The organism is Massilia sp. METH4 (genome assembly GCF_037094685.1).
GTDB lineage: Bacteria > Pseudomonadota > Gammaproteobacteria > Burkholderiales > Burkholderiaceae_D > Rugamonas.
The window spans coordinates 1,214,553-1,231,950 of sequence record NZ_CP146614.1; the positions used below are offsets into that span (position 1 = coordinate 1,214,553).

Here is a 17,398-nt window from a genome sequence, read left to right on the forward strand (position 1 = left end):
GGTGTCTTTCATTGCAGGTGCAGGGTGGTTTCCAGTCGGACGTCGTCGGAGGCGCTGCCGACCATCAGCTTGAATTCGCCGGGCTCGGCGCCCCATTTCAACTGGCTGTTGAAGAAGGCCAGCGTGTCGCGATCGATCGTGAACGTGACGCGGCGCCGTTCGCCCGGTTGCAGGTGCACCTTGGCGAAGCCCTTCAATTCCTTCAGCGGGCGCACGACGGACGCCACCATGTCGCGGATGTACAGCTGCGCGATCTCGGTGCCGGCCACCTTGCCGCGGTTCTCCAGTTCGAACGACAGCGTGGCCGTCTGCCCCGCCCGCAGCACGGTGCGGTCCAGCTGCACGCCCGAGTAGCCGAATTCCGTATAGCTCTTGCCGTGGCCGAAGGCATAGCGCGGCGTGTTCGGCGAATCGATGTAGGCGGAGCGGTAGACGATGTCCTTCTCGTCCACGACGGGGCGGCCCGTGTTGTACTGGGCGTACGAGATCGGGATCTGGCCCAGGTTGCGCGGGAATGTCGCGGGCAGCTTGCCGGATGGGTTGTAGTCGCCGAACAGCACGTCCGCCACGGCATTGCCGCCCTCGGAGCCCGGGAACCACGCGTACAGGATCGCGTCGGCGTGATCGGCGATCTCGTTGAAGATCATCGGCCGGCCAGCGAACAGCACGGCGACGACCGGCTTGCCGGTGGCCTTCAGCCGCTGGAACAACTCCGTCTGCCGTCCGGGAAGGCCGATATCGGTACGTGACTTCGCCTCGCCGCTCATGTCCCACGTTTCGCCGACGGCCAGCACGATCACGTCGGCCTTGGCGGCGGCGGCGACGGCCGCGTCGAAGCCTTCGGCCGTGGCGCAGCCGGGCGCGCACGCGGCCGCATGGCTGACCTGCGCACGAGGCGCTCCGTTGCGGATGCCATCCAGGACGCTGACGACCTCGCCGCGCACATCCGACACCACCCAGCCGCCTTCCAGGTCGCGCCGCGAATCGGCCAGCGGGCCGATGACGGCGATATGCCTGGCGTTCTTCGCCAGCGGCAGCACATTCCTCTCGTTCTTCAGCAGCACGAGCGACTTGCGGGCCACGTCGCGCGCGATGGCGCGGTGCGCGGGGTCGGCCAGCACCGCCTGCTCGCGCTGCGGGTCCGAGAAGCGGTACGGATCGTCGAACAGGCCCATCTCGAACTTCTTGCGCAGGATGCGGCGCACGGCGTCGTCCACGTTCTTCTGCGGCACCTTGCCATCCTTGACCGCCTGCGCCAGGTGGGCGATGTACGCCTCCCCTTCCATGTCCATGTCGCTGCCGGCATTGATGGCTTTCACGGCCGCGTCGGACAAGTCCTTCGCATAACCGTGCAGCACCATCTCCTTGACGGATGCCCAGTCGGAGACGACGAAGCCCCTGTACTTCCACTCGCCTTTCAGGATATCGCGCTGCAGCAGGGCGCTGCCGGTGGCGGGCACGCCGTTCAAGGTGTTGAACGAGTTCATGAAGGTGGCCACGCCGGCATCGGCGGCCGCCTTGAACGGCGGCAGGTAGACTTCATGCAGCTGCTGCGGGCTCATGTCCACCGCGTTGTAGTCCCGGCCGGCAATGGCGGCGCCGTAGGCCGCAAAGTGCTTGGCGGTGGCCATCACACGGTCGGTCGCGCCCAGCGCCGCGCCCTGGAAGCCGCGCACGCGGGCGACGGCGATCTTCGAGCCGAGATGCGTATCCTCGCCGGCGCCTTCCATCACGCGGCCCCAGCGCGGGTCGCGGCCGATGTCGACCATCGGCGCGAACGTCCAGTGGATGCCGGCGGCCGCCGCCTCGCGCGCGGCCACCCGCGCCGATTGCTCGATCGCTTCCAGGTCCCACGATGCCGCCTCGCCGATCGGCACGGGGAACACGGTCCGGTAGCCGTGGATGACGTCCAGCCCGAACAGCAGCGGGATCTTCAGGCGCGATTGCAGCGCCAGCGCCTGCGCCTCGCGCGTTTCCTTCGCCCCCTTGATGTTGAGCACGGAACCCACGTTGCCGGCCCTGATCTCGGAATTCTGGCTGGCGCGCTTGGCCGCTTCCGGCCCCGTGGCTTCGGCGCCGGACAGCTGGTGCAGCTGCCCCACCTTTTCCTGCAAGGTCATGCGCTTGAGCAGCGCATCGACCTTGCGGTCGATTGCATCCTGGGCAAGCGAGAGAGCGGGCATCGCGATCAGCGACACGGCCAGCGCGGCGGGTCGTAACGTCATCAAGGGTCTCCTATTTATATTGCTGCTGTTTCTTGTCGTAGTAAGCCTTCAGCGTGTGGAAGGCCAGTTTTCGTTTGCCGCTCTGCGTGATCAAGCCCTTGCGGTTCCAGAAGTCCTGGTAGTAAGGGTGCGGGCGGCGCGGCGAGCGGAAGTCCACGAGGATCCAGGGCGTCATGCCGCGCAGGCCGGGAATGGCCTCGAGCATCCGGAACTGGTTCTTGTAGAGCTGGTCCTGGTATTCCTCGCTCCAGCGGGTGTCGGCATCGCCATGAAAACCGCCCAGCGCGTCGGCGCCGAACTCGGTGATGATCACCGGCTTGTCGTAGGGGATGTTGAAGTGGAAGTCCAGCATGTCCTTGTTGCTGGCCCAGTACCAGCCGGCGTACTCGTTGAAGCTGGCCAGGTCGAGCTTGTCGGCAAGCGGGTCTTCCACGGTCACTTCATTGCCGTTGCGGTGCACTTCCAGCGCGGCGCCGACGAGGCGTGTATCGTCCAGCGCGCGCACCGTGTCGGCCAGCTTGAACATGAAGGCATTGCGCGGTTCGCTCACGGGCGTTTCGTTCCCGATCGACCAGACCACGACGCTGGCGCGGTTCTTGTCGCGCACCACCAGCTCCGTCAGCTGCTGCTGCGCGTTCTTCAGGGTTGCAGGGTTTTCCCACGAGATGGTCCAGTAGACCGGTACCTCGGCCCACACCATCAGGCCCATCTCGTCCGCCAGGCGTATCATTTCCTCGCTGTGCGGATAGTGGGCCAGCCGCACGTAGTTGCAGTTCATGTCCTTCGCCCATTGCAGCAGCATGCGCATGTCGCCGGTGCCGCGCAGGCGCCCGGGAATCAGCGGGTTCTCGTCGTGGATCGAGATGCCACGCCAGAACGTGGACTTGCCGTTCAGGAGGATGTCGCGGCCCTTCGTCGCGATCATGCGAAAGCCGATGCGGTCTTCCACCTTGTCGCTGCCCGATGCGATCGTCACGCCATACAGCTTGGGGTCTTCCGGGGACCAGTAGCGCAGCTTGCCGACGGGGATGCGGATGGCCGCGCGGCCGCCGGCGTCGGTGCGCACCCTGGCGGAGACGTTCGCCTCGGGGATCGTCACCGTGATTTCCTGGTTCACCTGGCTGCCGTCGAGCTGCACATACCCCTCGATGCGGCGCGCGTCGCCCCTGGCCAGCTGCACCTTGTAGTCGGCGATATAGGTCGACGGCACCTCGGCCAGCAGCACGTCGCGCGTGATGCCGCCGTAGTTCCACCAGTCGGTGGAGACGGTGGGGATCTCGTCCTGGTGGCGCTTGTTGTCCGCCTTGACGATCACGGTGTTCTGCCCGGCGTTCAACTTGCCCGTGACCTCGAACTGGAACGGTGTGAAGCCGCCCTTGTGGCTGCCCAGTTTTTTGCCGTTCAGGTAGACGTGCGCTTCATAGTTGACGGCGCCGAAGTACAGGAAATAGCGCTTGTCCGCCTTCGGCGCGGCGGCGAATTTCTGCCGCATCCACACGGTGCCTTCGTAGAATTCCAGCCTGGCATCCTGGGAATTCCAGTCGCCGGGGATCGCCAGCGTGGGCGAGCCATCGAAGCTGTATTCGACCACGTCGCCCTTGTCCTTGGGCTGGCGGTCGTCGAAGTAGCCGCCCGTGCCCTTTTCCGATGCGTCGTAGGGTTTGCGGCGGTAATCGTAGTACCCGGTTTCATAGGGGTCGACGATGTGGTGCCAGCGTCCGTCCAGGTTCTGGTGCGTGCGGCCGTGGATGTTCTGCAGTGCCGGATCGGCGCACGCCGCGCAATGCCATGCCAGCGCGGCGGCCGCGATGGCGGAAAACCGGTTCAGCATCGTGTCCCCTTTATCGTTATCGTGTTGCTGGTACCGCTACCAATTTTTGTGAAAATAGTAAGCCGGGCTGGGCGGGAAGTCAAAGCAAAAAATGCGGGGATGAAACGCCGGCCGGCAGCAGGGCTGCCGGCCGGTCGAAGGTTCCTACCTGGCAGCGGCAACGGGGGGCAAGCCCGGCGATGTGTCCCGCGTTTCCCACGCTGTCCAGCAGCAGGAAATCAGCAGGATCGCGACGAGCGTGCCGAGCGGCACGGCCAGCAGTGCGGGAAACGCGAAGGCCAGCGTGAGCAGGCGTGCCCAGTTATGCGCGTACCAGGCGCCCCATCCGATCAGCGCGTGGGCGAGCACGAGGCCGGCGACCACGCACGGCACGTGCCAGTCGATACCATTATCGATGACGCGCGCCATGTACAGCAGGGCGAGGAGCAGCGCGATATAGAAGCCGGCAAAGGCGAAATGGGCACGGGCCGCCTTGATATGGTTGTGCATAGATGACCTCCTGGATTGGTGGTCAATTTTTGTTTATCCAGAAAGTTTCTTTCTTGATTCGCAACATTAAAAATCCTGATTCGTTTCCAATCCGCAACGACAGAGGTGATGCCGGCTTAACACGACCTTAATGGTCGCTCCTGCCCGGCCGCGGGTAGCCGGACCGTATATGTTGTCGAGGTCACAACGTGGTAAGCTTCGGCGCGCACTTTCCGCTGCGCATCCCGACACCTCCCTTACCCCACACATGGACATCATTCTCGCGTTGAAGGCCCTCACCATGGGCCTGGTCGAAGGTTTCACCGAATTTTTGCCCATTTCTTCCACCGGTCACCTGATCCTGACAGCAAGCCTGCTGGACTTCACCGGCGAGAAGATCAAGGTGTTCGAGATTGCCATCCAGGGCGGCGCCATGCTGTCGGTGATCTGGGAGTACCGGGCGCGCATCGGCGCCGTGCTGGCGGGATTGACATCGGACCCGAAGGCGCGGCGCTTCCTGATGAACGTGGTCATCGGCTTCTTCCCGGCCGCCCTGCTCGGCCTGTTCCTGAGCGGCTTGATCAAGCAAAAGCTGTTCGCGCCGGTGCCGGTCGCCGCCGCCTTCATCATCGGCGGCCTGGTGATCCTGTGGGTGGAGCGGCGCGCCCGCGAAAATCCGGTGTCGGTGCGCATCCAGTCGGTCGACGACATGTCGATGCTGGACGCGCTCAAGGTCGGCTGCGCCCAGGCCTTCGCGCTGATTCCGGGTACGAGCCGCTCGGGCGCCACGATCATCGGCGGCATGATGCTGGGGCTGTCGCGCAAGGCGGCCACCGAATTCTCGTTCTTCCTCGCCATTCCCACGCTGCTGGCGGCCACGTTCTATTCCCTGTACAAGGAGCGGGCACTGCTCTCGGCGGCGGACTTGCCGCTGTTCGGCGTGGGCTCGGTTGCCGCGTTCGTTTCCGCCTTCCTGTGCGTGCGCTGGCTGCTGCGTTACATCAGTACACATGACTTCACCGTCTTCGCGTGGTACCGTATAGTGTTCGGCATCGTGGTTCTTGCCACTGCCTATACCGGTACCGTCACCTGGGTCGACTGATCCAGCGCGCGGCCCGGGTCGAATTGCCTCCCGGGTTATTATCAATGGATCAACTGGACATTCCCCAACGCGCCCTTCACCTGCTCGAATCCGTCTTCGGCTATTCCGCCTTCCGCGGCCAGCAGGGGCAGATCGTCGAGCATGTAGCGGGCGGCGGCGACGCACTGGTGCTGATGCCGACCGGCGGCGGCAAGTCGCTGTGCTACCAGATTCCCGCGCTGCTGCGCGATGGCGTGGGCGTGGTGATCTCGCCGCTGATCGCGCTGATGCAGGACCAGGTGGATGCGCTGGCCGAAGTGGGCGTGCGCGCCGCCTTCCTGAACTCCACGCAAACGTGGGAAGAAACGGCGCGCATCGAGCGCATGGTGCGCACCGGGGAACTCGACCTGGTGTACGTGGCACCGGAACGGCTGATGACGCAGCGCTGCTTCGACCTGCTGCAGGATTCGAAGATCGCCCTGTTCGCGATCGACGAGGCGCACTGCGTGTCGCAATGGGGCCATGATTTCCGGCCCGAGTACATCAAGCTCTCGGTGCTGCACGAGTATTTCCCGAATGTGCCGCGCATCGCGCTCACGGCCACGGCGGACCAGCAGACCCGCGCCGAGATCGCGCACCGCCTCGACCTCACCAATGCGGCGCAATTCGTTTCCTCGTTCGACCGCCCGAACATCCGCTATTCGATCGTCGAAAAGACCAACGGCCGCAAGCAGCTGCTCGATTTCATCAGCGGCGAGCATGCGGGCGATTCCGGCATCGTGTATTGCCTGTCGCGCAAGAAGGTCGAGGAAACGGCGGAATTCCTGAACGAGAACGGCATCCGTGCCCTGCCCTATCATGCCGGCATGGAGCACCCCAGGCGGGCCGCGAATCAGGCCCGCTTCCTGCGCGAGGAAAACCTGGTGATGGTGGCCACGATCGCCTTCGGCATGGGCATCGACAAGCCGGACGTGCGCTTCGTGGCCCACCTCGACCTGCCCAAAAGCATCGAGGGCTATTACCAGGAGACCGGCCGCGCTGGCCGCGACGGCATGCCGGCCAGCGCCTGGATGGCCTACGGCCTGCAGGACGTGGTGCTGCAGCGCCGGATGATCGACGAATCGGAGGCCGACGAAGATTTCAAGCGCGTGCTGGGTTCGAAACTCGACGCGATGCTGGGCCTGTGCGAAACGCTGTCGTGCCGGCGCGTGCGGCTGCTCGATTACTTCGGCGAGGCATCCACGCCCTGCGGCAATTGCGACACGTGCCTGATCCCGCCGGTGTCGTTCGACGGCACGGTGCTCGTGCAGAAGCTGCTGTCGACCATCTATCGCGTGGACCAGCGTTTTGCCGCCACCCATGTGATCGAGGTGCTGCGCGGCGTGGAAACGGAGCGGATCAAGACGTGGCGCCACGACCAGCTCTCGGTGTTTGGCGTCGGGGCCGACCGCAGCGAACAGGAATGGCGCGCGATCCTGCGCCAGGTGATCGCGCTGGGCCTCGTCACCGTCGACCACGACCAGTACAGCTCCCTGAAGCTGACCGATGCCGCCCGCCCCGTGCTGAAGGGCGGGCAGAAGGTGCAGCTGCGGCAGTACCAGAAACCCGTGAAGGTGAAGCGCAGCGCCGCGCCGAAGGGCTACGTGGAGATGGATCTCGATTCGGAAGAACAGCGGATCTTCGAGCGCCTGCGCTCGTGGCGCATGAACGCCGCGCGCGAGCACAATGTGCCGGCCTACGTGATCTTCGTGGATGCCACGCTGCGCGAGATCGCCAAGGCCAGGCCGACTTCGCTGGACGATTTGCGCGGCGTGTCCGGCGTGGGCGAGAAGAAGCTCGCTTCCTATGGCGAGGACATTGTTCGCCTGATCGGCGACCTCACCTGAACGACTGTACGCGACGATCTCGCCTGTTCACCGGTCGATTACCACGATCGCCCCGGTTTAACGGTCGATTACCACGATCGCACCCGTTTATCAGTCGAGTGCCGCGACCTTACCCGTTCACCGGGTGAGTGCAGTGCGCCACTGCCCCGGCGGCACGCCCGTGGCGGCCCGGAACCGGTGGCTGAAGTGCGGCATGTCTGCATAGCCGCATGCCTCGGCCACCTGCTGCAAGGGCAGTGTCCCCACTTTCAACAGCGTCTTGGCGCGGTCGATGCGCCGCGCCGCGATCCATGCCGAGGGCGGCAGGCCAAACGAGGTGCGGAACATGCGCGCCAGGTGAAATTCGGACAGGCATGCCTCTTCCGCCAGCCGGCCCAGCGTGATGGGCTCGTGCAGGTGGGCTTCGATCCACTCCGCCAGCCTGCGGCGCAGGTACGGGGCCAGTCCGCCCTTCAGGCGCAGGTCCGGGCGCAGGGCTGACTGGTCGTGCAGCAGCCGTGACAGCGCCTCGTGCGTGATCTCGTTGGCGCGCAGCAGCTGGTCGGTGCCGAGCCAGGGCGCGTCGAGCAGCGATTCGCAAAGGCGCGCCAGCTCGGGATTGTCGAAATACGTGCGGTCTTGCAGCATCAGCTCGCGCGGCTCGCGATCGAGCTCGATCACCGCGCGGCGCGTGAAGTGTTCCGGCATGAAGTAGATATGCATCAGCCGCAGCGAGTCGCGCACCATCCAGCGCGACTCGTGCCAGTCCGGCAGCGAACATAGCCGGTGCGGGGCGCCGAACTGCCCCGGCGCCCCGTTGCGCTCGACCCGGTAGCCACCGCCCAGGTAGCACGACAGCGTGTGGTGGCCGGGCTGGCTGTACGCGGTGAGGTGCTCGTCCGTATGGCGCTCCCATACCGCCGCCGCCAGGCCATCCCCGAACCAGGCAAAGCGCTCCAGCTTCGCATCCGTGCCGCACATCGTGCGGAACACCGCATGGCCCATCGCATCCTCCGGCGCCGCCGCGAGCGCCTGCCGCGCCGCCCCGGTCAGGCGGTCTTCGGGGATGGCATCGGCAAGCGTGAATTCAGGAGTCATGGCGAAAAGTCTAGCACTTCGAACCCTCCAGCCGATCTTCCCGGCCGCGAAAAGCGCAAGACCAGACAACCGGTGTCCCGGGCCGGCAAGCAATATGGCCCCACCGGCCCCCTTCCCGACTGTTGCAAGAATTCGGGGACAGTCCCCGATTTTTTCACAACACTTTTGCAGGGGGACTGTCCCCAAATTTTTACAACACTTTGGCTTCTGGAAATGAATGCTCTTCTTTATGTAACGACGGTGCTGATCTGGGGCACCACGTGGATCGCGATCAAGCTGCAGTTGGGCGAGGTGCCGGCGCCGGTGTCGATCGCGTGGCGGTTCTGGCTGGCGGGGGCGGTCCTGCTGGCCATCCTGGCGGTGACGAAGCAGCCGCTGTGGCCGCCGCGCCGGGCGTGGCGCTATCTCGTGGCGCAGGGGGCGGCGCTGTTCTGCTGCAATTTCCTGTGCTTTTACTATGCCAGCGCCCATGTGCCGAGCGGCCTGGTGGCCGTGGTGTTTTCGACCGCGCCGGTGTGGAATGCGATCAACGGCCGGCTGTTCATGGGCCGCGCGATCCGCGCCAGCGTGATGGGCGGCGCCGCGCTGGGGCTGGCCGGCATCGGCCTGCTGTTCCTGCCGCAGATGCAGGGGCACTGGAATGATGGCAGCATGCTGGCCGGACTGGGCCTCGCGCTGCTGGGCACCCTGTGCTTTTCGGCCGGCAACCTGCTCTCGTCGCGCATGCAGGCGCTGGGGCTGACGCCATGGCTGACGAACACCTGGGCGATGTTCATCGGTGCCGGCATCCTCACGCTCGGTGCGCTGGCGCTCGGCATGCCGTTCCGCTTCGAGCCGACCACGCAGTACGTGGGCTCGCTGCTGTACCTGGCGATTCCGGGGTCCGTGATCGGCTTCACGGCCTATCTGCTGCTGGTGGGGAGGATCGGACCGGACCGCGCGGCATATTGCACGGTGCTGTTCCCGGTGGTGGCGTTGACGATATCGTCCGTGTACGAGGATTACCGCTGGAGCACCGCCGCGTTCGCCGGCCTGGCGCTCGTCATCGCCGGCAACCTGCTGGCCTTCCTGCCGGCGCGGGCAAAGGCGCCGGGTGCCGCGGCGGCAGCGGCGCGGTGAGGATCACTTCTTCGTGAACACCAGGTCCCACACGCCGTGGCCCAGCTTCAGGCCGCGGTTCTCGAACTTGGTCAGCGGGCGGTAGGCCGGCTGCGGCGCGTAACCTTCGGCCGTGTTCTGCAAGCCTTCCTCGGCCGACAGCACTTCCAGCATCTGCACCGCGTAGTCTTCCCAGTCGGTGGCCAGGTGCAGGTAGCCGCCCTGCTCGAGACGGTCGACCAGCAGCTTCACGAACGGGCCCTGGATCAGGCGGCGCTTGTTGTGGCGCGCCTTGTGCCAGGGGTCCGGGAAGAATACGTGCACGCCGGCCAGCGTGCCCGGCCCGATCATGTTGTTCAATACCTCGACGGCGTCGTGCTGGATCACGCGCAGATTGGTCAAGCCTTCCTCGCCGATCAGTTTCAGCAGGCTGCCCACGCCCGGCGTGTGCACTTCCACGCCGATGAAATCCTTCTCGGGCATGTGCCTGGCGATGTGGGCCGTGGTCTGCCCCATGCCGAAGCCGATCTCCAGGACCACGGGCGCCTTGCGGCCGAAGGCGGCCTGCATGTCCAGCGGCGCCTTCGTGTATTCGATCATGTATTGCGGCCCCAGCTCGCTCAGCGCGCGCTCCTGCGCGGTGGACAGGCGGCCGGCGCGGGTGACGAAGCTCTTGATGCGGCGCTCGGTCGGGTCATACAGCATGGACCGCGCGGGGCCCTTGGGTGGGGTTTCGGAAGACATGGAACTTTGCTGAAAAAAAGGGCGATTATAGCAGTTGCCGGGGGGACGGCCGCCGCTTCCAGTCTGCTACACTGCCGACTCAACTCACCTAACCGGAACGAACATGACGAACTCATGGCCGCTTCCCGTACAAGCCGTGCAGGCCCTGCCCTGCGTGCCGGACATTCTCTCCGTGATGGCCGAAATGACGGGATTGCGCTTCGTCTGCGTGGCGCACGTGACGCCCGACAGCTGGACCACCTGCGCCGTGCTCGACCGGATCGGCTTCGGCCTGCAACCGGGCGATCCGCTCGACGTGAGCACCACGCTGTGCGACAGCGTGCGCAAGACTGACTCGGTGATCGTGATCGACCACGTCAGCGAGGACGACCTGTTCAGGGACCACACCTGCCCGCGCCAGTACGGCTTCCAGAGCTATATCTCGATTCCCATCCACGACAGCGGCGGTGCCTTCTTCGGCACGCTGTGCGGCCTGGACCCGCTGCCGCTGACACTGTCCGAACCGAAGACGGTGAAGTCGCTGGAACTGTTCGCGCAACTGATTTCCAAGCAGCTCGAGGCGGAAAAGCGGCATGCCGACAGCATTTCGGAGCTGACCGACGAGCGCGAGACCGCCCAGCTGCGCGAGGGCTTCATCGCCGTGCTGGGCCATGATATCCGCACACCGCTGTCATCGATCCTGCATGGCGCCGAGATCCTGCAGCAGCGCGCCGGCGACGACACCACGCTGGCGATCGCCCGCACGATCCAGCGCAGCGGCCAGCGCATCGGCCGCATGATCGACGACGTGCTCGATTTCGCGCGTGGCCGCCTGGGCGGTGGCATCGGGCTGCGCCGCGAAGCCGTGGCCGACCTGGGCGATGCGCTGGAGCAGACCATCGAGGAATGCCAGGGCGAACACCCGGGCTGCACGGTTGCCTGCGATATCGCCATTGCCGGCCCCGTGTGGTGCGACCGCGACCGCGTGACCCAGCTGCTGGCGAACCTGCTGGCCAATGCGCTGCGCTACGGCGAACCAGGCGTTCCGATCCGGGTGAGCGCGCGGCTCGAAGACGGCACCTTCCGCCTGTCGGTCGCCAACGATGGGGAAACGATCGCGCCGGAAAAGCTCGGCAAGCTATTCCAGCCCTACTGGCGCGACGACGACGGCCAGCCCCGCCGCGGCCTCGGCCTGGGCCTGTACATCGCATCCGAGATCGCCCGGGCCCACGGCGGCCGCTTGGACGTGGACTCGCATGACCGTCACACGGTCTTTACCTATTCGGCTCCCGCCGGGCTGCGATAATAGCGGCCCCACCACTTTTCGAATGCACCGTGCAACAGGCCCTGAACATCGCAATCATCATCGTGGCGCTGCTGGCGCTGTACTACCTGCTGAAGACCCGGCCCAAGCCTGCGCCATGGCAGGGCCGCCCGACCGGCGGTTCCTATACCCCGGTGCCGGAAGGCGAACCGGTGCGCCACTGGTCGGACGGCGGCCGCTTCGAGCTCGAGGTGGTGGGCGAGTCGCGCTACCGCGACACGATCGCCGCGCTGGCCGGCGAACACGGCGAAGCGAAGGCCGATGCGCGCCACCCGGCGCTGCTGCTGCCGGATGACGCCAATCCCTACGAGGACAAGGCCGTGGCCGTATTCCTCGCCGGCCGCATGGTCGGCTACCTGGCGCCCAAGGATGCGCTGGCCTTCCGGGAAATGCTCAGGCGCCACGAGATCGACGGCAAGCTTACCTCGACCGACGCCGCGGTGCGCGGCGGCGGCACGTGGGAAGGCAAGCGCCTGGCTTATTCGGTGTGGCTGGATGTATCGCTGAAAGGCTGAGCGGCCGTTATCGCGGCATCCTGCCGGGGGACGAGGATGCGCTCTTCGAGGTGGCCCCCGTCGATCAGCTCGCGCGCAAGGGCGCGCGCCTCGATCTCCGCCGCGTGTTCGCGCTTGAACAGCGCCGGGGTTTCAATGACGATGGGCGGCTCGAACGTACGGCCCGTGTAACGATGCGCCTTGACGTGGATGCGGCCGCGATACCTTGCGGCCTCTTCTTCCGTCACATCGACGCTGTATACGTAACCCTTTACCCAGATATCTTCGGTCATGCTACTTCGGCAACATGTGAAAGCGCGGATGCTAGCACGCGCGGCCATGGCCGCGCGCACGCTTGCCGCCATGGCGGCAGAGTGACAGGCATGGATCAGTGCAGCTTGCGCAGGTGCTCGCGCACGGCTTTCACACTCGGGCCCGCCTGCTTGACGGCTTCGCGCAATTCATCGGGCGAAAGGTTCAGCTCCTTCGTCCAGTAGCGCAGTTCCCACTCTTCGTTCACATTGATGCGGTTGCGGTCCTGTGGGCCGCGGTCTTGCAGATTGTCTGCCATGATGTTCTCCTTGAGTAAGGACGACTCGCGTCGTTCACGAAAGGATCGCGCGCTGCGCGTTGCCGGTCGGTTAGGTGACGCACCGTGGAGCAAGATCAGCCGTCCAGCGCGCGGATATGCAGGCGGAATTCCTGCTGGTCCGGATAGGCGCGCAGCAATTCCAGCGGCGCCCTGCGCCGCCCGACCCACTCGCGCAAGCGCTCCTCGGCTTCCTGCGACGCGTGGGCGCCGAGCACGACGCCCGTCAACGCTTCCGGTTCGAATTCCACCAGGCCCGGCCCTTCATAGCGGATCGCCCGCCACTCGCCTTCATACAGCCAGTGCCGGCTCTTCATGAGGAAGGTCTTGGCGGCCATGTCGTCGTCGCGGTCGCGGAAGGGGTTGATCAGCTCGCGCCGCGATTCGTAGCCGATCGGCCGCGCATCGCGCAGGAAAGCGGCGTGCGGATCGAAGCGCAGGCAAAGGCCCTTGTGGCAATCGGCATAGTGCGACCACATCAGGATATGGTCGTTCTCGGAGGACAGGCACAATACGCCCACCTCCTCGGCCAGGATGCGCGAGTGCAGTTGCTGGATCTTCTGCTGCCCCTGCAGCGTGCGCAGGTCGGTATCGGGATCGGCCAGCGCCTTTTCCAGTTCGGCCTCGCATTCGCGCTCCGTCAGATGCGGCATCCGCTGCGTGCACATGCGGTGGTAATACGCCTTCATCTCCTCGAGCGGCGCATCGAAGGTGAACGCAGGGCGCGAATCGAACGGATCGTTGAAGGTGCACGGCGGCGCGAAGTAGATCGTGTTCTCGCACACGATCTGCCGCGCGAACTCGACGTCGCATTCGCTGGTGAAAGGCCGGTATTTGTAGAGATGTTCCGGTGCCACGATGATCCTCCCGCTGTGATCGAATCATCTTAGCGAAACGGGCAGGACGGCGCGCACGGCCTGCTGGCAGCCGTGCTGTAACGAAGCCTAGGGCTCGCGCGTAACCGGAAAGCGATGCCGGTCAGAACTTGGCGCGCACGCCGAACACGAAGCTGCGGCCCGGCAGGGGCGCGATATCCTTCAGCACCGAGGTGGAGACGCGGATCTCGTCATCGAGCAGGTTCTTGGCCAGCACGAAGTACGTAAGGTCATAGGCTCCTGCCTTCTGCGTATAGGACAGATTGGCGTTCAGCTGGTTGTAGCTGTCCGTGGGGGTCGTTTCGAACGATGCAAGGCGGTCCTGCCCGCGCGCATGCACGAGCGACAGACCGGCGCGCAGCGCATCCATCTTGTAGCCGATCGAGGCGCCGATACGGTCGGCCGGCTGCAGCGGCAGGCTGCCGCCGGCATCGAGCTTGCCCCGCGACCTGTCGGCGAACACGCGCCCCGACCAGCCGGCGCCATGCTCGTTATAGGTCAGCTCGGCCTCGGCCCCGCGGATCGTGGCATCGCCCTGCTCGAAGATGCGCTCGCGCAGCTCGTCGCCCGGGTTGCCCTCCTCGTCCAGCAGCACGCCCGTGACATTGCCGTAGATATAGTCGTTGACCTTGTTGCGGTACAGGTTCGCCTTCCACCGCACCAGGCCGCTGGTCTTCTGCACGGACAGCTCGACGTTGCGCGACACTTCCTTGTTGAAGTCGGGGTTGCCGATGTCGAACGTGACGGTGGCATCGTGCGGGCCGTGCGAATACAGCTCTTCGGTGGCCGGCGCGCGCTGCGCATAGGAGAACGTCAGGCCGGCGCCATAACCCTGCACGAACGGCCACAGCGCGCCGATCGAGCCGGACTTCAGGTCGAACGAACGCTCCAGCCCCGTGATCGGCTGGCGCTTTACGTGCTCGAGCCGGGCGCCGGCGGACAGGCGTACCGGGCCCAGGTCCTTTTCCTCGACGAGGAAGCCGGCCTGCGACGTGGAGCGCGTGGCGGGCACCGTATCCGGGCCGCCCTCCGCCGACAAGGCGGCGAAGTGCGTGTTCTCGGTCTGGATGCCGAACGTGCCGCGCCAGCCCGCCACCGGCAGGTGCGACAGTTCCACACGCGTCTCCGTCGAGCGGTTGGTGAACTGGACTTCGGGCGCGTCGTCCTCGCCCAGCTCGGCGTGCTCGTAGTCCGTATGGCCGGCCTTGAATTTCAGGTTCTCGAAGCCGGCGAACGGCGCCTTCACCAAGCCTTCGATGTCGTAGCGGGTCTGCTTCTGGTCGATGCGCGAACCCTCGGCGCTGGGGATGCCGTACAGATTGGTCAGGTGCGACACGGATGCGCCCACATAGCCCCAATCATCCACGTACGAACTGCCCAGCCCGACATTGCGTTCCCGCGTAAACGAGTTGGCGAGGCGGCCGGAGCCCGACTCGGGATCGCCGATCACGCGGGTGCCGGGAATCTTGTAGTCAGCCGCATTGCGCCAGTTGCCGTCGGCATGCAAGGCGAACTTGCCGATTGATCCGTCCAGCGTGCCGGACCCGTTCTTGCCGGTATCGACGGTGCTGTAGCGTGCCTCGGCCTGGCCGGTGAGCTTCGGCTCCAGCGCGGTCGGGATGCGCTCGTTGACGACGTTGACGAGGCCGCCGATCGCGCCCGAGCCGTACAGCAGCGCGGCCGGCCCACGCAGGATCTCGATCTGGTGCGCCACGGCGCCTTCGGCCGCCACCGCGTGGTCGTTCGACAGCCCGGACACATCCGACACCGCCATACCGTTCTCCAGCATTTTTACGCGCGGGCCTTCCATGCCGCGGATGATGGGGCGCGAGGCGCCGGCACCGAAGGCGGAAGCGGACACGCCCAGCTCCTGCGACAGCGTTTCGCCCAGCGAGCTGCCGGCCTTGTCGCGCAGCTCGTCGCCTTGCAGCACCTTGGCCGGGGTAAGGATCTGGTCGCCCTCGGAGGTGCGGAAGGGGTTGGCGGTGACGACCACCTGCTGGATCGGCTGGGCCGCGCCTTGCGGGTCCGGCGCGGCGGCGTCGGCATTGGCGAAAGCGGAAGAAGAGATGGCGGCCAGGATGGCGCTGGCCAGCAGCGTGCGTTGCGTATTCATTTGAAACTACCTCGGGTGTATGGAATGACGAGCTGCCGCCGCGCAGGCGGCTGCGCGGCGGCTAAAGCTTTTTTGTTACTTGTGCTGGTCAGGCCCGAGGTGGAGCGCGCGGCTGGAAGGCGCGGACGGCTTGCGCGGCGGCCGGCTGCGCTATGCGTTCTGCGGAAGGGTGGAAGCCGTTGCCGGCTATCCGGAAGTGGTGGTTCGGGACGCCATGCGCGTAGGCCAGCTGCTCGGCCGAGAGGCACTGGGCGCACAGGTGGTCCGCCGCCGGCGTCTGCGGGGCGCCGTCGTCCTGGCCCTGCAACTGCTCGGTGGCGATGCGCTGGACGTGCGTGTAGCCGTGCGCCAGTGCCAGCTGCTGGGAAACCAGGAGCAGCAGCGAGAGCAGCAGTTGGACGATCAGTTGACCGGGATGGCGCGGGGACATGCGGCTGTTCGGGAGTGTTGGTTGGCTGGCCCGCTTGTCGTTACGGACCTGGCTGCTGCGAACATGGGGAATCTGGAGCGGGTGAAGGGGATCGAACCCTCGTCTTAAGCTTGGGAAGCTCCTGCTCTACCATTGAGCTACACCCGCGTACGGCGCATTTTACGCGGCTTTGTGCCGGGTTGACAACGTGGGGGATGGTCAATGCTCTTGAGCACAAGGTATACCGATTCGTTGTTGTGATCGTTCATCGCTGGGTACATATGTCGCGCATCTTGTCCGTTACGGCGTCGGAGATGTGGTATAGCCGCGTTCTTGCCGGCTCCGGGTGCGCGTCAGCGCTCGAGTAGAGTGCAGTCGACATATCGAGCATGACCTCTACCAATTTTTTGGGGAGCGTTGCAGAACCTTCATACAACTTGGCCAGCTTGTCCAGCTCGCGCAAAAAACCATCGACTTCAGCTGGCTCGGGCACTTTTCGTTCTCGCACCAGTAAGAAAACCCGCTCACTCCGCGCAAGAAATGTTTCAATCTGCTCTTCCATACAGTCCATATGCCTTATCTGGGCTCGGCGTACCATCATGCCCACTACAAGATGCCGTTCCGCTCAGTGCCCCCATCCGTCAATGATTTGAAAATACCACGAGCTTGCCCTCGGGGTACCTCCCGTGCCACCCGCAGGGGAAGCCGTTGCTCAGATATACCTTCAGCATCTCCTGCCAGAGGCGTGGGAAGTATTCGTTCGAATAGCAGTTCAGTAAGACGTTCATGTCACGCCACATCAACTCGTGCAGGACGCAGCTCACATTCCCGCTCAATTTGACATCCGCGCCATGGAAGTTCTTTTCGGTCAATCCAAAGCAGCGGTTCTTCATGAGGTTGTGGTCGATCCAGCTATTCCATTCGAAGCTGTTTGGGAACAATGTACTTGAATCGCTGACCGTCTCCCAGTTATCGAACTCTTCGAAAGAATCATCTACTGCGTACCTCAGTGCCAACCCGCCGTCCTTCAGAACAAGCTTGTTTGACGGATCGCCGTCAAACGGCCTGTCGAAGTAGGATTGGCGCTCCAGGAACGCGATCAAGGGCGCCGCGCTGACGATCACGTCTTTCCAATGTTTTTTCATTCTTCCTGGGGTATATATTCCATGCGCCCTAAAGGACGCATATTTGCTGGTCGCCCG

17 protein-coding genes and 1 tRNA gene are annotated in these 17,398 nt (G+C 64.9%); 5 read left to right on the forward strand and 13 right to left on the reverse strand.

The features are described 5' to 3' along the window. Nucleotides 1–8: 8 nt before the first annotated feature. From V6Z91_RS05395 to V6Z91_RS05405, 3 genes are all read right to left on the reverse strand, one after another. Nucleotides 9–2,225, reverse strand: a complete 2,217-nt coding sequence (locus tag V6Z91_RS05395; protein WP_338767633.1) for a glycoside hydrolase family 3 N-terminal domain-containing protein — start codon at nucleotides 2,223–2,225, stop codon at nucleotides 9–11. Nucleotides 2,226–2,235: 10 nt separating this feature from the next. Continuing rightward, nucleotides 2,236–4,056 carry a glycoside hydrolase family 2 TIM barrel-domain containing protein gene (locus V6Z91_RS05400; protein WP_338767634.1) on the reverse strand — a complete coding sequence of 607 codons (1,821 nt, stop codon included), beginning with the start codon at nucleotides 4,054–4,056 and terminating at the stop codon, nucleotides 2,236–2,238. 144 nt (nucleotides 4,057–4,200) lie between these two features. Further along, nucleotides 4,201–4,545 carry a hypothetical protein gene (locus tag V6Z91_RS05405; RefSeq protein ID WP_338767636.1) on the reverse strand — a complete coding sequence of 115 codons (345 nt, stop codon included), beginning with the start codon at nucleotides 4,543–4,545 and terminating at the stop codon, nucleotides 4,201–4,203. Nucleotides 4,546–4,792: 247 nt separating this feature from the next. On the opposite strand from V6Z91_RS05405, the gene V6Z91_RS05410 reads away from it, so the two are divergent. Next, nucleotides 4,793–5,626: an undecaprenyl-diphosphate phosphatase gene (locus V6Z91_RS05410; protein WP_338767638.1), complete on the forward strand. Its 834-nt coding sequence runs from the start codon at nucleotides 4,793–4,795 to the stop codon at nucleotides 5,624–5,626. Nucleotides 5,627–5,670: 44 nt separating this feature from the next. Further along, nucleotides 5,671–7,491 (forward strand): DNA helicase RecQ, encoded by a 1,821-nt coding sequence (recQ, locus tag V6Z91_RS05415; RefSeq protein ID WP_338767640.1) that lies wholly within the window; start codon nucleotides 5,671–5,673, stop codon nucleotides 7,489–7,491. 117 nt (nucleotides 7,492–7,608) lie between these two features. Here recQ and V6Z91_RS05420 read toward each other — a convergent pair whose 3' ends face one another. Then, the gene (locus V6Z91_RS05420) at nucleotides 7,609–8,475 is read right to left on the reverse strand and encodes an AraC family transcriptional regulator (protein ID WP_338771742.1); all 867 of its coding nucleotides are present in this window, start codon (nucleotides 8,473–8,475) and stop codon (nucleotides 7,609–7,611) included. A 306-nt stretch (nucleotides 8,476–8,781) separates the two neighbouring features. On the opposite strand from V6Z91_RS05420, the gene V6Z91_RS05425 reads away from it, so the two are divergent. Beyond that, nucleotides 8,782–9,687: an EamA family transporter gene (locus V6Z91_RS05425; protein ID WP_338767642.1), complete on the forward strand. Its 906-nt coding sequence runs from the start codon at nucleotides 8,782–8,784 to the stop codon at nucleotides 9,685–9,687. 3 nt (nucleotides 9,688–9,690) lie between these two features. Here V6Z91_RS05425 and trmB read toward each other — a convergent pair whose 3' ends face one another. Then, entirely contained in the window at nucleotides 9,691–10,371 is a 681-nt protein-coding gene (gene trmB / locus V6Z91_RS05430) for a tRNA (guanosine(46)-N7)-methyltransferase TrmB (RefSeq protein ID WP_338771743.1), read from the reverse strand. A 142-nt stretch (nucleotides 10,372–10,513) separates the two neighbouring features. On the opposite strand from trmB, the gene V6Z91_RS05435 reads away from it, so the two are divergent. Next, entirely contained in the window at nucleotides 10,514–11,695 is a 1,182-nt protein-coding gene (locus V6Z91_RS05435; RefSeq protein WP_338767645.1) for an ATP-binding protein, read from the forward strand. A gap of 29 nt (nucleotides 11,696–11,724) precedes the next feature. Further along, complete coding sequence (locus tag V6Z91_RS05440; RefSeq protein WP_338767648.1) at nucleotides 11,725–12,228, forward strand: hypothetical protein; 504 nt, start codon at nucleotides 11,725–11,727, stop codon at nucleotides 12,226–12,228. Here the strand turns inward: V6Z91_RS05440 and V6Z91_RS05445 are convergent. The 8 genes from V6Z91_RS05445 to V6Z91_RS05480 all read right to left on the reverse strand — a co-directional run bounded on the left by V6Z91_RS05445 (nucleotide 12,192) and on the right by V6Z91_RS05480 (nucleotide 17,341). Then, entirely contained in the window at nucleotides 12,192–12,500 is a 309-nt protein-coding gene (locus V6Z91_RS05445; protein ID WP_338767650.1) for a hypothetical protein, read from the reverse strand. The genes V6Z91_RS05440 and V6Z91_RS05445 overlap by 37 nt on opposite strands. Before the next feature lie 95 nt (nucleotides 12,501–12,595). After that, the gene (locus tag V6Z91_RS05450; RefSeq protein ID WP_338767652.1) at nucleotides 12,596–12,778 is read right to left on the reverse strand and encodes a DUF3606 domain-containing protein; all 183 of its coding nucleotides are present in this window, start codon (nucleotides 12,776–12,778) and stop codon (nucleotides 12,596–12,598) included. A gap of 95 nt (nucleotides 12,779–12,873) precedes the next feature. Beyond that, a complete protein-coding gene (locus V6Z91_RS05455; RefSeq protein ID WP_338767654.1) occupies nucleotides 12,874–13,653 on the reverse strand; it encodes a DUF2971 domain-containing protein in 780 nt (259 codons plus the stop codon). Nucleotides 13,654–13,774: 121 nt separating this feature from the next. Continuing rightward, nucleotides 13,775–15,787 (reverse strand): TonB-dependent receptor, encoded by a 2,013-nt coding sequence (locus V6Z91_RS05460; RefSeq protein WP_338767657.1) that lies wholly within the window; start codon nucleotides 15,785–15,787, stop codon nucleotides 13,775–13,777. A gap of 88 nt (nucleotides 15,788–15,875) precedes the next feature. After that, nucleotides 15,876–16,217 (reverse strand): hypothetical protein, encoded by a 342-nt coding sequence (locus V6Z91_RS05465; protein ID WP_338767660.1) that lies wholly within the window; start codon nucleotides 16,215–16,217, stop codon nucleotides 15,876–15,878. 73 nt (nucleotides 16,218–16,290) lie between these two features. Continuing rightward, nucleotides 16,291–16,364: transfer RNA gene (locus V6Z91_RS05470), tRNA-Gly, on the reverse strand. Nucleotides 16,365–16,461: 97 nt separating this feature from the next. Then, nucleotides 16,462–16,758 (reverse strand): hypothetical protein, encoded by a 297-nt coding sequence (locus V6Z91_RS05475; RefSeq protein WP_338767663.1) that lies wholly within the window; start codon nucleotides 16,756–16,758, stop codon nucleotides 16,462–16,464. 79 nt (nucleotides 16,759–16,837) lie between these two features. Continuing rightward, a complete protein-coding gene (locus V6Z91_RS05480; protein WP_338767666.1) occupies nucleotides 16,838–17,341 on the reverse strand; it encodes a hypothetical protein in 504 nt (167 codons plus the stop codon). Between the last annotated feature and the right edge of the window lie 57 nt (nucleotides 17,342–17,398).

Bases quoted from the DNA above. Each gene is read 5' to 3' on its own strand.
- V6Z91_RS05395 (WP_338767633.1), bottom strand. From the start codon at position 2,225: ATGACGTTACGACCCGCCGCGCTGGCCGTGTCGCTGATCGCGATGCCC.
- V6Z91_RS05400 (WP_338767634.1), bottom strand. From the start codon at position 4,056: ATGCTGAACCGGTTTTCCGCCATCGCGGCCGCCGCGCTGGCATGGCAT.
- V6Z91_RS05405 (WP_338767636.1), bottom strand. From the start codon at position 4,545: ATGCACAACCATATCAAGGCGGCCCGTGCCCATTTCGCCTTTGCCGGC.
- V6Z91_RS05410 (WP_338767638.1), top strand. From the start codon at position 4,793: ATGGACATCATTCTCGCGTTGAAGGCCCTCACCATGGGCCTGGTCGAA.
- recQ (WP_338767640.1), top strand. From the start codon at position 5,671: ATGGATCAACTGGACATTCCCCAACGCGCCCTTCACCTGCTCGAATCC.
- V6Z91_RS05420 (WP_338771742.1), bottom strand. From the start codon at position 8,475: ATGGGCCATGCGGTGTTCCGCACGATGTGCGGCACGGATGCGAAGCTG.
- V6Z91_RS05425 (WP_338767642.1), top strand. From the start codon at position 8,782: ATGAATGCTCTTCTTTATGTAACGACGGTGCTGATCTGGGGCACCACG.
- trmB (WP_338771743.1), bottom strand. From the start codon at position 10,371: ATGCTGTATGACCCGACCGAGCGCCGCATCAAGAGCTTCGTCACCCGC.
- V6Z91_RS05435 (WP_338767645.1), top strand. From the start codon at position 10,514: ATGACGAACTCATGGCCGCTTCCCGTACAAGCCGTGCAGGCCCTGCCC.
- V6Z91_RS05445 (WP_338767650.1), bottom strand. From the start codon at position 12,500: ATGACCGAAGATATCTGGGTAAAGGGTTACGTATACAGCGTCGATGTG.
- V6Z91_RS05450 (WP_338767652.1), bottom strand. From the start codon at position 12,778: ATGGCAGACAATCTGCAAGACCGCGGCCCACAGGACCGCAACCGCATC.
- V6Z91_RS05460 (WP_338767657.1), bottom strand. From the start codon at position 15,787: ATGAATACGCAACGCACGCTGCTGGCCAGCGCCATCCTGGCCGCCATC.
- V6Z91_RS05465 (WP_338767660.1), bottom strand. From the start codon at position 16,217: ATGTCCCCGCGCCATCCCGGTCAACTGATCGTCCAACTGCTGCTCTCG.
- V6Z91_RS05475 (WP_338767663.1), bottom strand. From the start codon at position 16,758: ATGGAAGAGCAGATTGAAACATTTCTTGCGCGGAGTGAGCGGGTTTTC.
- V6Z91_RS05480 (WP_338767666.1), bottom strand. From the start codon at position 17,341: ATGAAAAAACATTGGAAAGACGTGATCGTCAGCGCGGCGCCCTTGATC.